Below are 14,541 nucleotides of genomic sequence, written 5' to 3' on the forward strand. Positions count from 1 at the left end.
GTTATTACATATTTATCGGAGATCCCCCTTGAACCCTCGCGCTCCCCTTCTGGCCGGCCTGACCCTGGGCCTGTTCGGTCAACCGCTCGCTGCGGCCCAACCCCTGGTACTGGACGAAACCTCGATCACCGACGCCTACCTCGAAGAGCGCGCCGACGGCCCGGTCCAGGGTTATCGGGCCACCCGCTCGGCCACCGCCACGCGCACCGACACCGATATCCGCGACACCCCGCAGAGCATCGAAGTGGTGCCGGCCCAGGTACTCAAGGACCTCAACAGCACCCGCATCGACCGCGCCCTGGACTTTGCCGGCGGCGTGTCGCGGCAGAACAACTTCGGCGGCCTGACCTTCCTCAACTACAGCGTGCGCGGCTTCACCACAGGGGAGCTTTACAAGAACGGCTTCGCCGTCAACCGCGGCAGCTACAGCGCGCCCGACACCTCCAGCATCGAGCGCATCGAGGTGCTCAAGGGCCCGGCCGCGAGCCTCTATGGCCGCGGCGATCCCGGCGGCCTGGTCAACATCGTCAGCAAGCGCCCCCAGGCCGAGACGTTCAGCACCGTAAACCTGAGCGCCGGCAGCTGGGACCGCTACCGCGGCACGCTGGACGCCAACGCGCCGCTGGACAGCCAAGGCAACCTGCTGGGCCGGGTCAACCTGGCGGTGGAGGACAACGGCAGCTTCCGCGATCACGTCAACAGCGAGCGACGGATCGTCAGCCCATCGCTGAGCTGGCAGCTGTCGCCCGACACCCGCCTGCTGCTGGACACCGAGTTCTCCCGCACCGAATCGGTGTTCGACCGTGGCATCCCGGCGGTCAATGGCCAGATGGGCTCGGTGCCGCGTTCGGCGTTCATGGGCGAGCCCAACGACGGCAAGATCCGCAACGACAACCAGACCGTCGACCTGGCCCTGGAGCACTTCCTCGACGACAACTGGAAGCTGCGCCTGGCCAACCACTACACCCAGGGCACACTGAAGGGCAACAGCTCCGAGCCCCAGGCCCTGGTCGGCAACACGCTCACGCGCTTCTACCGCGAGCGCGACTTCGAGTGGAACGACAACATCACCCAAGCCGAACTGCACGGCCAGTTCGAGCTGCTCGGCTGGCAGCACCAGAGCTTGATCGGCCTGGAATACGAGAACTACCGCAACAGCCAGAAGTACCCGCAGAGCGCGACCCTGGCCAGCTACGGCCTGGATATCCGCAACCCGGTATACGGCAAGCCCAAGCCGGCCCTCACCCGCGCCAATGACTTCTTCGAACGCACCGAAAGCCATGCCCTCAACCTGCAGGACCAGATCGCCTTCAGCGAACGCCTGCGCGGCCTGCTCGGGGTACGCCTGGAGCGCATCGAGCAGACCTCGCAGAACCGCAGCAGCGGTATCAGCAACAGCCAGGCCAAGGATGTCGCCACGCCCCGCGTCGGCCTGCTGTACCAGCTGACGCCACAGGTCGGCGTGTTCGCCAACGCCTCGACCTCGTTCAAGCCCAACACCATCGGCACCCAGGGGCAGGTCTACAAGCCCGAGAAAGGCATCGGCTACGAGACCGGCCTGAAGCTCGACCTGTTCGACAGCCGCCTGGGCGCCACGGTGGCGCTGTTCCATATCGACAAGGAGAATGTCATCACCACCGATGCCCTGGGCGAGAGCATCGCGGCCGGCAAGGCGCGCAGCCAAGGCCTGGACCTGCAGTTCAGCGGCCAGCTCAGCGAGGCGGTGCGGGTGATCGGCGCCTATGCCTACATCGATGCCGAGGTCACCAAGGGCGATGCCAGCCTGCCCAAGGGCAGCGACCTGCTGGGCATTGCCCGTAACAGCGGCAGCGTGATGGGCGTGTATGAGTTCCAGAATGGCGCCCTGCGCGGTTCGGACCTGGGGGCGGCGTTCAACTATGTCGGCGAGCGCTCCGGTCAGGCTGGCAGCGCTTTCACCCTGCCCTCGTACAGCACGGTCGACCTGCTGGCGCACTACAAGGCCAGCGAGCAGGTCACCGTGGGCCTGAACCTCAACAACCTGTTCGACCGCAAGTACTATGAGCGCTCATACAACAGTTCATGGGTGCTGCCGGGCGAACCGCGCAATGTCAGTGTCAGCCTGACCCTCAGCCTCTGAGGCGGCGCAGTGGCTCGCGATGCCCCACGCGCCGGGGCATCGCGATACACTGTGCGGACACCCCCAAGCAGCCCTTGGCATGATCCAGTCCGATCTCGATCTGTTCGACGCACACCCCCAGCAGTTGGCCGCGCACACCACGCTGCTGCCAGGTTTCGCCCTGGCGGAACTCGAGCCCCTGCTCGATGCCTTGCGCCCGGTGCTGCGCGCGGCGCCGTTTCGCCACATGCAGACCCCCGGCGGCCTGCGCATGGCCGTGGCGCTGAGCAATTGCGGCGCGCTGGGTTGGGTCAGCGACGCAAGCGGCTATCGTTACTCTGCCACCGACCCGGTCAGTGGCAAGCCCTGGCCCGCCCTGCCCCAGGTGCTGCTCGAGCTGGCCTCGCGCGCAGCTGCCCAGGCCGGTTTCGACGGCTTCGTGGCGGATGCCTGCCTGATCAACCACTACCTGCCGGGTACCCGCCTGAGTCTGCATCAGGACCGCGACGAGCAGGACTACGCCCATCCGATCGTCTCGATCTCGCTGGGCCTGCCCGCAGTGTTCCTGTTCGGCGGGCTGCAGCGCTCGGACCGAACCCGACGCATCCCGCTGAACCACGGCGACGTGCTGGTGTGGGGCGGCGAGGACCGCCTGCGCTTTCATGGCGTGCTGCCTATCAAGCCTGGCGTGCATCCGCGCATGGGCGAACGGCGGATCAATCTGACGCTGCGCAAGGCCGGCTGACCCTAACGGCCGGCAAACCATTCCCGGCGCTCCTCGAACGCGGCGCGGATCGCCCCGACCATCACCTGCACCAACGGATCGGCTTCGGTACGCTCATCGACCGCCAGCCACACGCGCCGGCGCATCGGCTCGCGGAACAACCCCGGCAAGGCCAGCAGGCCACGATCCAGATGCGCCGCGTAGTGCGGCAGCAAACCGACACTGGCGCTGCATTTGATCAGCTGGCAGTACATCTCGTAGTCCTGGATCTGCGTCACGCCGGCCGAGCGGGTGCTCAACAGCGCCTGCCAGGGCGTCAACGCCTGCACGCCGACCTCACCTTGCCATTGCACCAGCATGTAGTCCTGCAGGTGCGCCAGGCTGGTCGGGCGGTTGGCCTCGCGGGCATAGCGCTTGGCGATATGCGGCAGGTACTCAAGGGTGGCCAGGGCTTCGGCGGTGGTGTCGGCAAAACAGCCTCTGTGGGCGCCCTGGTCAAGGTCGCCCAGCCATAACGCCACATCCGCGGCCTGCTCGGGTACCTGGCGGCCATCGAGCGTGGCCACCTCCAGGCGCATGCCGGCATGCTGGCGCACGAAGTTGATCAGGTTGCGGCCCAGCAGGTCCTGCAGCAGTGGTTCGGCCACGGCCAGGCGCACACTGGCGCTGGCTTCCCGCGCCGGTGGCACCACCGGTTCGCGGGCCTGGAGCACCTGCTGCAGGCGCTCGCCCTGCTGGCTGAGCACCGGGTTGTTGTTGCGGTTGACGAACAGGCTGTAGCCCAGGCGTGCCTCCAGCGCCGCCAGGCGCTTGCGCAAAGCCACCGGCTTGAGGTTGAGCCGCCGCGCCGCCTGCATGAAACAACCGCAGCGCGCTGTGACCAGAAAACAGTTCAGAGTCTGTTCGTCCAGGGCCAGCGGCACCTGGGGGCGAACGACGGGCACGCTGGTATCAGGGGCTCGCCCCCGGGACAGATCGATAGGCATCCCTCGCCTCCCGCAGGCCCGCGTCGGCAGGCCCGCTTCTTCCATGGTTGTAGGCGGCTAGCGGCTGCTTTCCAGCACCTGGTTGAGCGCCGCGCCGTCGATGCTGAGGGTGGCAGTGTCGAACATGCCCTCGACATAGGCCTTGGCCACCTGCTCCTGGCGCTGGGCACGCAGCACCTGGCGCAGGCGCGGGGCCACCTCGTCGAAGGTCGCCGCCCGGGCCGGCTGCTGTTCCACCAGCTTGATGATGTGATAGCCCGCCGCGCTCTGCACCGGCTCGCTGACGCTGCCCACCTTGAGTTTCGGCACCACCCCGCGCACCTCCGGCAACAGTTGCGCCAAGGCCTGCAGGCCGGTATCGCCGCCGTTGGCGGCGGTGCCGGCATCCTGCGAATGCTCGCGGGCCAATGCGCCAAAGTCCGCATCCGCGGCCTGGGCCTGCTTGGCCAGGGCCGCGGCCTGCTTGCGCACGGCCTCGTCATCCTTGGGGTTTTCCACCCGCAGGAAGATCTGGCTCAGGCGATAGCGTGCCGGCAGTTGCAACCCGGCCTTGCCTGCCTCGTAGGCCTGCTTGAGCTCGGCTTCGGTGGGGTAGTCGTCGGGCACCTTGCTCACCGAGTCGAGGTAGTCGCGCAAGACGATCTGCTCGGTGGCCGCGCGGGTCTGCACCTGGATCTCCGGACGCTGCAGCCAGCCTTGAGCCTCGGCCTGCTGGTACAGGGCCTTTTCCGCCAAGCGGGCGCGGATCCAGGCCTCCAGTGCCGGCCGGTCGCCGCGCAGGCTGGCGCGGGACTCTTCGGGCAACTGGGCGAACAGCGCCTTGAGCTCGCCGCTGCCCACCTGTTGCTCGCCCAGGCGCGCCAGCACCGGGCCGTTGTCGGTGGCCACCAGGGTGGCGGGCGAAGCCGGGCGCGCCGCCGCCACCGGCTCGTCGCCCGGGCGCAAGGCCAGGGCGACCGCCACTGCGACAACGGCCAGCGCGCCAGCGCCAGCCCACAGGGTTCGCGCCGTCACGAAGCGCTCACCGCGTCGCTGGCCACCTGCTCGGGCGCCGTTTCGGCGACATTACGGCTGTAGTCGCGCAGGTAGACAATGAACTCCTGCAGCAGGCGATCCCAAAGCAACAGGCTGCCAAGCAGGTGTTTCTCGCTGACGCCGTCGGCAACCACCACGTCCTTCTCCATCACCAGGAACTCGCCCTGCACCGACAGGCGGGCGAAACGCCGCGTGGCGTTCCAGCGCTCGGCCAGGCCCGCGGGCAGCTCGCCCTGGATGCGCAGCGCGCAACTGAAAGTGAAATCGAGGAACTCGCCTTCCTGGTTCAGCGCCCGGTTGCCGAAACGTACGGCGTAACCCACGCCCTGGCTGGCGCTGAGCAACTGCACCACGGCATTCTGCTCGGTGCGATTGACCCGGCAGCCGGCATCCTGCAGCAGCTTGGTCAGGGAGTCGGCGCTAACGGTTTCGATCAGGGTGACTTCGGTCATGTGCTTACTTCCTTGCGTTGAGAAAACGTCACTGGGTCAAGCCCTTGGGGGCGTCGAACTGGCTTTCGTAGAGTCTGTCGCCATAGGCCTGGGCCAGCTCCTCGAAGCGGACCCGAGCCGAGCCGGCAAAGGGCTGGCGCATCTTCATCACATCGGCGATATCGACCTTTTCATAGGCGGCCAGCATCTCCTTGGCCACCCCGTACATCTGCTGGTTGCGCGCCTGGCACTGCTGCACCTGGCCATCGCGCTCGGCCAGTTGTGCCTGCAGGCCGGCACGCTCGCTTTCCTTGGCGCGCGCCATGCCCAGCAGTTCGTCATAGGCCTGCTTGTACTTGTGCAGTTGTTCGTTGCTGCTGGCCACCAGCGCCTGAGCCTGGCTGTGCACGGCCTGCTGCTGGCCGGCGAGCTGTTCGCTCTGGCCGCGCGCCTTGGCCAGTTGCGCGGTCAGCTCGCGCACCTGGCCCAGAGCCGCGTCGCGTTGCTGTTCCGCCGCCTGACGGGCGGCGCTGGCCTGCGCCTGCTCGCTCTGCAGGGCCTGCAACTGTTGCGTGGTGCTGCGCAGCTGGGTGCGCAGGCGCTCTTCGAGGGTTTCGGCCGACGCCGAGGCGGCCAGGCTTGCGCCCAGCGCCAGCATCAACCAGGCGCAACGATGGCGATAGACTCCCTTGTTCATGCCCGTGCTCCTTCCCTAGAAACGCGTGTTGACTTCAAGTTGTAGCACATCGATGTCAAACGGCGCGCCGTAGACTGCCTCGCTACTCAACCAACGGGCTGTAGCGTAGACGTTGTCGGCCAGGCCGTAGTTGCCACCGAGGAAATAGCCCTTGGCGTTGGTGCCGCCGAGGTGGAAGCTCGAATCGTTGAACCCGTCCGGCAGCGCGTCAGGCTCGATGCGCTTGTAGCCGGCGAACAGGTTCCAGTCGCCGGCCTTGCGCATGTCCAGGGCGTTGCCCAGGGTGAACTGCAACATCCAGGCGTCGCCGCCGCTCTTGATGTTGCCGTTCTCGTCGATGTTGTTGGCCAGCTGGCCGGCCGAACGCTTGCGCATGTCGCCCTCGTCATAGGCCAGGTTGTGGATGTAGTTGGCCTGGCTGCGCAGCTTGAAGTCATGAGGCAAGTCGGCGTCCCACACCAGGTTCAGGTCGAGCAGCTCGAACTCCGAGGCGATGCCGACGAACTGCGGCTGCGGCGTGGCCGCCGGGTTGGCCGGATTGGGCGTGATGTCGCGCAGCAGGAACACCGTGTTGCCCTTCTGCATGAAGGTCGGCCGGGTTTCGTCGCTGTCACAGGCCGGCTGGCCATCCCAGGGCGCACAGGGGCTGGAGCGCTCGCCGGCGATGTCGTCGAAGCGGTAGTAGGCCATCGCGCCCTTGAGGCGGTGATGGTCGTTGAGCGCCCATTTCGCGCCCAGTTGCGCGCCGTACAGCCACTTGTTGTCGCTGTCCTCCTTGTCCAGGCCGTTGCTGCTGGCGCTGTCGTCGCTGTACTGCACAGGGAACGCGCCGACGGTGCCGAACAGGCTGAGGTCGCGGTTCAGCGGCTGGTCGAAGATCGCCGCCACACCATCGAAGTTGAGGTCGTGGGAATAGAGGATATCGGTGGACATGAACGGATTGGCGATGCGCCCGCCGGTCAACGTCAGTTGCTCGCTGGGCGTCCAGGTGACATAGCCTTGGTCGAGCCAGATGTCCTTCTTGCCGAAGCCGCCACCGAGGTTCTGGGTGGTCGACACTGGGTTGTTGTTGGAGCCGGTGGCGACGCGGATGCCGGCCACCCAGTTGTCCGCCAGCTGGGCCTTGAGGCCGAAGCGCGCGCGCAGGCGCAGGAGGCTGTCGCGGTCCTCGCGGGTGTTGAGCAGCGGCGGCAGGTTCGAGCCGCTGTTGGCGTTGACGTCGTACGGGCCCTTGTCGTTGAGCTTGGCGAAGTCGACGATCTCGTTGCTGTTGCCGTCGGCGTAGCCGCGCGATTCGTAGCGCAGGCGCAGGTCACCGTCGAAGCTGATGCGCGAGGCCCAGTCGGGGAAGGTGTTGGGCGCGGCCCAGTTTTCCTGCTTGGCGGTGTTCATCACCTCGGCCTTGATCTCGTCGCGGATCTGCTGGCGGACGATGGCCGGCACATACTGCACGCGCACCTCGCCGTTGGCCGCGGGGGCCTGGGCGACGATCGGCGCGGCGCTGACAGCCCGCGCCTGCTGGGCCTCGCGCTCGGCCTGGGCGATCAGCGCGTCGGCCTTGTCCTGCTTGAGCACGCCCTGTTCCACCAGCAGGCGGATCAGGTTGACGGTCGCGTTCTCCGACGGCGCGGCATGGGCGACGGCCGGACCGACCGCGGTGGCGGCGGCCAGCAGGCCGAGCGCCAGGGTCAATCGGTTGACTGGGCACTTCATGGGTTTGCAGCTCCTGTGGGTCAGACGTGCTTCGTTGTTCATGGCCGGCGCCCCTGCAGGGCGATCTTCACCGGCAAGGTCAGGTTGGCCGGCGGGCGCTGGTCGAGGGCCCGGGCGCCGCGCAGGGCGGCGAGCACCTGGGCGTCCACCTCCGGCTCGCCGCTGCCGCGCAGCAGCTCGACCCGGGTGATCTCGCCGGCGGCGCTGAGCCAGATCTCGGCCTGCAGGTTGAACACCAGGTTGCGCAGCTCGGGGTTGTCGCGCAGCAGGCGCTGGAAGGCATAGGCCAGATACTGGCTGTAGGTGCCGCTACCCAGGCCGCCTCCGCCGCCACCGGCCATGCCGCCGCCCTTGCCGGCCCCGACGTTGAAGCTGTCGCCGCCCGCTTGGGCGTCGCCGTCCATCTGCATGGGGTCGGCCAGGTCCTGGGCCGGGTCCGGCGCGTCCTCGGCGGGCTTGACCTCCTCGGCCTCGGGCACCGGCTGCGGCTCGACGATCTTTTCCTCGACCTGCGGTTCGGGCTCCTTGGGCGGCTCGGGCGGGGGCGGCGGTGGAGGCGGCGGCAGCGGGATGATCGCCGGCACCTTGGGCGCCTCGCGACGCACCCCGGCCATGTCGTTGGCCCACTGCCACAGCAGCCAGGCCAGGCCCGCGCCAGCGACGGCGAGCACGGCCCAGGTCAGCAGGCGGCGGAAGTTGGCTTTAGGTTCCATGCCTGCCCTCACCCCTGGTTCGGCTTGCCGGTAACCAGCCCGACCTGGGCCAGCTCGAGACGGCGCAGCAGGTCGAGCACCTCGACCACCTTCTGGTACTGCACGCCCGCGTCACCGCGCACGATCAACGGGAAATCCGGGCTGCGCGCCTTTTCGCTGCGCAGGCGGTCCTCCAGCTCCTGCAGCGTCACCGGGTAGGCATCGAGGAATACCTGGCCGGCATCGTTGATCGAGATCGCCTTGGTCTTGGGCTGGGCCAGCGACACCGTGGCGCTGGCCTTGGGCAGTTGCACCTGGATCCCGGAGACCTGCGCGGTGGCGGTGAGGATGAACATCACCAGCACCACCATCAGCACATCCACCAGCGGGGTGATGTTGATGCTGTCGACCGCGGCGTCGGCGTCGTCGTCTTGGGCGTTGTTCACGGATGCCATGCCTGCCTCCTCACGCCGGGATCGACGGGTTGACGCTGCGCCCGGCCGGACGCAGCGCCGCTTCACCGGCCTGGCCCTCGCCGTGCAGCTCGGCCAGGCGGGTGATGAACTCGTCGACGAACACCCGCATGTCGGCGCTGACTTCGCGATTGCGCGTGGTCAGGCGGTTGTAGCCGAACAGCGCGGGGATGGCGACGAACAGGCCCATGGCGGTGGCCAGCAGCGCCGCGGCCATGCCCGGGGCGATGGCGTTGATGTTGACGTCGCCGGCCATGGCGGTGCCGAGGAACACCACCATGATCCCCAGCACCGTGCCCAGCAGGCCGATGTAGGGGCCGCCGGCGATGGCGTTGGACAGGGTCGACAGTTTCGAGGACAGCGCCTGGTTCTCGCGGGTGCGCACGCCGTCCATGGAGCAGCGAATGGCCTCGATGGTGGCCGCGGACACTTCACTGGTGTCGGCGCCCTGGGCGCGGCGGGTGCGGATTTCCTGCACCGCCACCAGGTACAGGCGCCACAGCGAGGAGTCGGTCAGCCGGTCATGCAGTTCGCGATCGTCGGCGAACTGCTCGAGGCGCGTGCCGACCGTGGCGAAACGCTCGCGAAAGCGCGTATTGGCGGCGGTGACGCGATTGAGCGTGCGCTGCTTGCGCAGCATGATCACCCACGACTGCACCATCATCAGCACCAGAACAGCGATGATCACCCAGGCGTCCACCGGCACCGCCTTGAGCAGGAAGCCCAGGCCGCCGAAGCCGAAACCGGATTGTTCCTCGTCGACGCCATAGACCACCAGGCGCGACTCGGCACCCTGGGCCAGCACGTCGGCCTGCAGGCTGGCCTGGCTGCGGGCGACGCGGGAAACACGCAGCTCGTCCAGGGCGCCGACAAAGGTCGCGTAGTGGCCGGCGGCCTCGCCCCCAGCCGCTGGCAGGTCGCCACCGATGCCGATGGCGCCGCTGAAGGCCGCCAGGCTCGCGGCCAGTCGCGCGACCGGCTGGCCTTCGACCAGCAGCGTGAGGTTACCGCCCTCGCCCACCAGTGCCAGGTGCTGCCATTGGCCGGCGCCGAGCGCCTGGTTGGCCGCGGCGCGCTGGCCGTCCACCTCGATGAAGGGCACGCCTTCGGCCAGGCCGAGCAGCAGGCTGTGGCCGGCCTCGCGGCGCGCCAGCAGCAGTTGCTCACCCACCGCCTGGTCCTGGCGCAGCCAGGTACTGAAGCTGAACGCCGCGCCCGCCGGCAGCTGCAGCGAGGCGCTGGCGGGCAGTAGCAAGGCTTGGCCACCGAGCTGGATGGCCCGGCCGATCACACCATCGACGCTGACCGTCGGCCCTTGCAGCTGGTTGCCATAAGGGCTGGCGTCACGGGCGGTGGCTCCGTCGAAGTGGTAGAGCGCGGTGTAGTCGGCGTCGAAGCTCGGCTGCCCGGCGGGTGCCTGGGCCTTGGGGTTGCCGTAGTACATCCACAGGTCCTGGCGCTGGCCGGCTTCTATACGGGGTACGTCGACCCAGATCAGCGCCATGCCCATCAGCGGATCGAACTGCTCGACATGATGGTTGAGCACGGTCTTGTCGTCGGCAGCGACGAAGCGGATGTCCGCGCCGGTTTCGCTGACGCCGTCGAAGCTGAAGTTGCCGGTGTGCAGACGCACCAGCAGCGCGGTGCGGCCCAGCGCCTGGGTCAGGCCGGCGCCCTGGGGCGTGGTGTCCACGGCGATCTGCTTGCGGTACATCCAGTCGTCCTGCCACCAGGCGCTGGCGCTGCCCGGCAGGGCGAAGCCCAGGCACAGCAGCAAGGTCAATATCAGGCGTTGCATGAGAGGTCTCCAGGCCGATGCCGGTCAGTAGGTCAATCGTTCAGAAAGTCGCCTGCACGCTGAAGTGCACGCGGGAAGCGTTCTTGTCGGTGTTGGGGCCGTCCTTGAGCGGCACGGCCCAGTCGAGGCTGCCGGACAACCAGTCGTTGAGCGTGGCGCGGGTGCCGACGCCGACGCTGGCCAGGCTGTAGCTGTCATCCTGTTCGGGCAGTGCGTCCTGCAGGCGCAACTGGGCGCCCTCGGCGAACAGGTAGAAGCGCCAGTCGCTGATGTAGCTGCCGACGTAGCGGCCAATGGATGGGGTGCGCAGTTCCTGGGAGAACAGCAGGCCGTCGTCCCCGGTGCGTTCGGCGGCGAGATAGCCGCGCACCGAGGTGGCGCCACCGGCGGCGAACTGCTCGTTCGACACCAGCGGCCCCGAGGCCAGCTGGAACGCCAGCTTGGAAGCGCTCTGCCAGGCGCCGGCGAAGTCGAAGGTGTAGCTGCCGTCGCCCTTGAGCGCGGCGAAGCTGGAGTCGGCGCGGTAGCGCTTGTAATCGAACTCGGTATCGTCGCTGCCATAGCCCAGCAGGCTGCGCGTCCCGGCCACCAGGCTCAGGCCGAGGCTCAACTGGTCCTGTTCGGTGAAGCGGTAGCCGGTATAGCCCAAGGTGATCGGGGCGTACTTGAGCGGGACCTTGTCGCTGCTGCCACCCAGGCCGACCTGTTCGTCGAAGTCCTTGAAGTCCACGCCGATCGACAGGGCGTTGGCCCAGGCGCCGACGCCCGGCAGGTTGTAGATCGCCGAAACGCCGTAGGAATGGCCCTTGCCCAGCACATTGGTGCCGCCCACCGTGGCGACATTGCTGTCGGAGTGGTAGCCGGAGAACTGCACGGTCCAGCGCTCGCTCAGCGGCGCGGCGTAGGACCCGGACCAGACCTCGGCGTTGTCACGGTCCTGGGGCGCGGTGAACCAGGTCAGCGAGACGCTGTGGCCTGCCTGCCAGAGGTTGTTGTAGCCCAGGCTGACGACACTGCGCAGCTTCTCGGTGTCGGCGCTGTGGTCGTTGTTCAAGCCCAGGCTCAGGTTCCAGGGTTGCTTATCCTCGACCTGCAGATCGACGTCCATGGTGCCCGGGCGCTGGCCTTCGCGCACCAGCGGCATGACCTGCCGCCCCGGGGCACGGTTGAGCGTGGCCAGCTCGTTCTGTACCTGGGCGAAATCGGGGACCTTGCCCTCCTCCAACGCCGGCACCTGTTCACGGATCTCCAGCGGCGAATAATGCTTGGCGCCCACCACCCGCACGCGGCCGACCTTGGTTTCGCTCACCTGCAGGTAGACCACGCCGCCTTCGACCTTCTGCTCGGGCAGCTCGACGAACACCGACTGGTAGCCCCGGGCCTGATAGCTTTTCTGCAACGCCTCGCGGGCGCCTTCGAGGTCAGCCAGGGTCTTGTCCGGCCCCAGGTAGGGATAGACCGCCTCTTCGATGGCCTGGGCGTCGAGCACGGTGTTGCCGCGCACCACGTATTCATTGATCTCGACCCGGCGCTGCGCCTCGTCCGCGGCCACCTCGACCGCCAGCAGGCACAGCAGCGCCCCTGCGCCCATGCCGCATCGCTTGAAGAAAAAATGCTCCACACCGCCCCCTTGAGCGCCAGGAATTCGTTGGTTTGCTAGTGGTTGTCGCTGGTTGCGGGCTGGCCTTGGTGGCGGGCCAGCCAGCTGTGCAACAGGGCCAGGTTGAGGCTGAACTCGGGCATGGCCTGCAGGCTCGCGCCGAGCACTTCGTCGACCATGCGCTGCAGCAGGGAAACGGCCATGGCACTGCCCAGCAGCACGCCGAGGTCATGGCTGAACAGGCTGAAGTTCCACACCCGCGATTTCAGCTCCAGACCGGTGAACCAGCGGAACAGCAGGTTGTAGTTGAGCTGCTCGTAGAGCTGCTTCTCGCTGGGCACCGAATACAGCAGCTGCAGGAGCAGCACATGCATCAGCGTGCGCGGGGCGATGATCATGCCCTGCTGCTCGGCCAGCAGCGCCAGCGCGGGCTGGTGCGCGTCCAGCAATGCCTCTATGCGCGGCTTGAGCAGCGCCAGCGAATGGCCCGGCGGCACGCAGCTGGCCACCTCGCGCAGGGCGCCCTGCCAGTCGTCCTGGGAGACGATCCATACCCAGGGGGCGCCGTAGCGGTAGACCGAGACGGGCTGCTTGCGGGCGGCCTCGACGATCTTGGCCAGACGCTGGTCGAGCTCCTGCATTCCCACTTTCGTGTAGCGTTCCATAGTGCCCATTGCCCCGCTCCCAGGCCGGTTCTCAAGGCTTGATTGGCCTGATGGCCAGGTGCCTTGTTGGTGTCCATGGCTTTGACGGGGGTGGCGGATTGCTACCGAAGTTTTGTCATGAAAGGTTCATCAGAGGGGGTGGTTTCGAGGGGGTCGGGGTCGGGGTCGGGGTCGGGGTCGGGGTCGGGGTCGGGGTCGGGGTCGGGGTCGGGGTCGGGGTCGGGGTCGGAAGTGATTGTTTTGATTTTTGTTTGCGCATTCGTAGAAGATATCGACATTTAGTCACCTTTTCGCCCTTACGGCGACCTACTTTTGTCTTGACAAAAGTAGGCAAAACCGTTCGGCTCCGTTCATACGGCCCCTACGCTTCGCTACGGGGTTCCCTCGCTCCGTTCTTGCTCCCGTGGGTACCGCGCTGTACGCCCCATCCTGGGGCGCAGCGCTCGACGGCCATCCATGGCCGTCGCCCCACTACGCAAGAACTCCACTCGGCCTCCTGAAGTCGCAATTGGTGGCGCCTGAACTATCGCGCACTTAGAAGCAAAATCAAAAGCAGATCAAGAGCAGATCAAGAGCAGATCAAGAGCAGATCAAGAGCAGATCAAGAGCAGATCAAGAGCAGATCAAGAGCAGATCAAGAGCAGATATGTTGGTTTTGTTGGTGGCTGATATGTTGTTCTTCATTACGCTATCGCGGGGCAAACCCGCTCCCACTTTGAATCACGTAGTCAAACTATGGTGGGAGCGGGCTTGCCCCGCGATGTTGATCTAGAGTTCCCACGCTGGCAACTAGCGACTAGCTGCGTTAGTCCAGGCGCCACCCGTAACTTCGCGACTTCAGGAGGCCGAACGGAGGTCTTGCGGAGGGAGGTGACGGGCATGGATGCCCGTCAAGCGCTGCGCCCCAGGATGGGGCGTTCAGCGCGGTCCTCCCGGGAGCAAGGCCGGAGTGAGGGAACCCGGAGCGAAGCGGAGGGCCGGATGAATGGAGCGCAACGGCTTTGCTTACTTTGGCCAAGACCAAAGTAAGCCGCCGTAAGGGCGGAAAGGTGACTAAGCGTCGACATCGCAAATGAATGCGTTTAAAACTATAAAAACCGATGCCGATTGACTTTGACTTTGACTTTGACTTTGACTTTGACTTTGACTTTGACTTTGACTTTGACTTTGACTTTGAGTTTGACTTACACAGCGTGTGTTTTAAAAGTCATATGCGCATTCATTCGCCATGTCAACGCATACTCACCTTTTCGCCTTTACGGCGACCTCCTTTTCTCTTGGGAAAAGGAGGCAAAACCGTTCGGCTCCGTTCATACGCCCCCTACGCTTCGCTCCGGGGTCCCCTCACTCCGGGCTCGCTCCGGGAGGACGCGCCGACGGGCCATCCATGGCCTGATCGGCGCTTGACGGGCATCCATGCCCGTCACCTCCCTGCGCAAGCCCTCCGTTCGGCCTCCTGAAGTCGCAATTTGTGTCGCCTGAACTATCGCGCGCTTAGAAGCAACAGCAAGGGCAAAGGCAAAAGCTGGGCTGGGCTGGGCTGGGCTGGGCGTAATGATTTTGCGGAGCATGCCTGCATGACATTGCATTGGTGCAAAGAGCCGACTGCGTCGTTAAATATTATTGACC

At 66.4% G+C, this 14,541-nt stretch carries 13 protein-coding genes; 2 read left to right on the forward strand and 11 right to left on the reverse strand.

Features of this window, described 5'->3' with window-relative positions:
• The first annotated feature begins 28 nt into the window (after positions 1–28).
• Positions 29–2,119, forward strand: coding sequence for a TonB-dependent siderophore receptor (locus LU688_RS15380; RefSeq protein WP_046855399.1), 2,091 nt, complete (start codon positions 29–31; stop codon positions 2,117–2,119).
• Between the two features lie 79 nt (positions 2,120–2,198).
• Entirely contained in the window at positions 2,199–2,843 is a 645-nt protein-coding gene (gene alkB / locus LU688_RS15385; RefSeq protein WP_023632268.1) for a DNA oxidative demethylase AlkB, read from the forward strand.
• A 2-nt stretch (positions 2,844–2,845) separates the two neighbouring features.
• On the opposite strand, the gene LU688_RS15390 is transcribed toward alkB, so the two are convergent.
• The 11 genes from LU688_RS15390 to LU688_RS15440 form a co-directional block, all read right to left on the reverse strand.
• On the reverse strand, positions 2,846–3,808 hold the full coding sequence (locus tag LU688_RS15390; protein ID WP_094012578.1) for a LysR family transcriptional regulator: 963 nt from the start codon (positions 3,806–3,808) through the stop codon (positions 2,846–2,848).
• Between the two features lie 57 nt (positions 3,809–3,865).
• On the reverse strand, positions 3,866–4,822 hold the full coding sequence (locus tag LU688_RS15395) for a peptidylprolyl isomerase (protein ID WP_160291309.1): 957 nt from the start codon (positions 4,820–4,822) through the stop codon (positions 3,866–3,868).
• Positions 4,819–5,295 (reverse strand): YbjN domain-containing protein, encoded by a 477-nt coding sequence (locus LU688_RS15400; protein ID WP_038706233.1) that lies wholly within the window; start codon positions 5,293–5,295, stop codon positions 4,819–4,821. Before LU688_RS15400 ends, LU688_RS15395 begins: the two co-directional genes overlap by 4 nt.
• Before the next feature lie 28 nt (positions 5,296–5,323).
• Complete coding sequence (locus LU688_RS15405; protein WP_038706234.1) at positions 5,324–5,971, reverse strand: hypothetical protein; 648 nt, start codon at positions 5,969–5,971, stop codon at positions 5,324–5,326.
• 15 nt (positions 5,972–5,986) lie between these two features.
• Positions 5,987–7,684, reverse strand: a complete 1,698-nt coding sequence (locus LU688_RS15410; protein ID WP_160291308.1) for a putative porin — start codon at positions 7,682–7,684, stop codon at positions 5,987–5,989.
• Positions 7,685–7,722: 38 nt separating this feature from the next.
• Entirely contained in the window at positions 7,723–8,397 is a 675-nt protein-coding gene (locus LU688_RS15415) for an energy transducer TonB family protein (RefSeq protein WP_110605763.1), read from the reverse strand.
• Between the two features lie 8 nt (positions 8,398–8,405).
• Positions 8,406–8,831, reverse strand: a complete 426-nt coding sequence (locus LU688_RS15420; protein ID WP_046855393.1) for an ExbD/TolR family protein — start codon at positions 8,829–8,831, stop codon at positions 8,406–8,408.
• Positions 8,832–8,841: 10 nt separating this feature from the next.
• Positions 8,842–10,647, reverse strand: a complete 1,806-nt coding sequence (locus LU688_RS15425) for a DUF2341 domain-containing protein (RefSeq protein ID WP_094012580.1) — start codon at positions 10,645–10,647, stop codon at positions 8,842–8,844.
• A gap of 40 nt (positions 10,648–10,687) precedes the next feature.
• Positions 10,688–12,238: a ShlB/FhaC/HecB family hemolysin secretion/activation protein gene (locus LU688_RS15430; RefSeq protein ID WP_052062210.1), complete on the reverse strand. Its 1,551-nt coding sequence runs from the start codon at positions 12,236–12,238 to the stop codon at positions 10,688–10,690.
• Between the two features lie 65 nt (positions 12,239–12,303).
• Positions 12,304–12,921, reverse strand: a complete 618-nt coding sequence (locus LU688_RS15435) for a transposase (RefSeq protein WP_177182957.1) — start codon at positions 12,919–12,921, stop codon at positions 12,304–12,306.
• Positions 12,922–13,013: 92 nt separating this feature from the next.
• The gene (locus tag LU688_RS15440; RefSeq protein WP_269152126.1) at positions 13,014–13,190 is read right to left on the reverse strand and encodes a hypothetical protein; all 177 of its coding nucleotides are present in this window, start codon (positions 13,188–13,190) and stop codon (positions 13,014–13,016) included.
• Between the last annotated feature and the right edge of the window lie 1,351 nt (positions 13,191–14,541).

Origin of the sequence: Pseudomonas soli, assembly GCF_021283165.2 — a bacterium.
GTDB lineage: Bacteria > Pseudomonadota > Gammaproteobacteria > Pseudomonadales > Pseudomonadaceae > Aquipseudomonas > Aquipseudomonas soli.

What these genes read in the sequence shown, in the direction of transcription:
- alkB (WP_023632268.1), top strand. Translation starts at nt 2,199, where the DNA reads ATGATCCAGTCCGATCTCGATCTGTTCGACGCACACCCCCAGCAGTTG.
- LU688_RS15390 (WP_094012578.1), bottom strand. Translation starts at nt 3,808, where the DNA reads ATGCCTATCGATCTGTCCCGGGGGCGAGCCCCTGATACCAGCGTGCCC.
- LU688_RS15400 (WP_038706233.1), bottom strand. Translation starts at nt 5,295, where the DNA reads ATGACCGAAGTCACCCTGATCGAAACCGTTAGCGCCGACTCCCTGACC.
- LU688_RS15405 (WP_038706234.1), bottom strand. Translation starts at nt 5,971, where the DNA reads ATGAACAAGGGAGTCTATCGCCATCGTTGCGCCTGGTTGATGCTGGCG.
- LU688_RS15410 (WP_160291308.1), bottom strand. Translation starts at nt 7,684, where the DNA reads ATGAAGTGCCCAGTCAACCGATTGACCCTGGCGCTCGGCCTGCTGGCC.
- LU688_RS15415 (WP_110605763.1), bottom strand. Translation starts at nt 8,397, where the DNA reads ATGGAACCTAAAGCCAACTTCCGCCGCCTGCTGACCTGGGCCGTGCTC.
- LU688_RS15420 (WP_046855393.1), bottom strand. Translation starts at nt 8,831, where the DNA reads ATGGCATCCGTGAACAACGCCCAAGACGACGACGCCGACGCCGCGGTC.
- LU688_RS15425 (WP_094012580.1), bottom strand. Translation starts at nt 10,647, where the DNA reads ATGCAACGCCTGATATTGACCTTGCTGCTGTGCCTGGGCTTCGCCCTG.
- LU688_RS15430 (WP_052062210.1), bottom strand. Translation starts at nt 12,238, where the DNA reads ATGGGCGCAGGGGCGCTGCTGTGCCTGCTGGCGGTCGAGGTGGCCGCG.
- LU688_RS15435 (WP_177182957.1), bottom strand. Translation starts at nt 12,921, where the DNA reads ATGGGCACTATGGAACGCTACACGAAAGTGGGAATGCAGGAGCTCGAC.
- LU688_RS15440 (WP_269152126.1), bottom strand. Translation starts at nt 13,190, where the DNA reads ATGTCGATATCTTCTACGAATGCGCAAACAAAAATCAAAACAATCACT.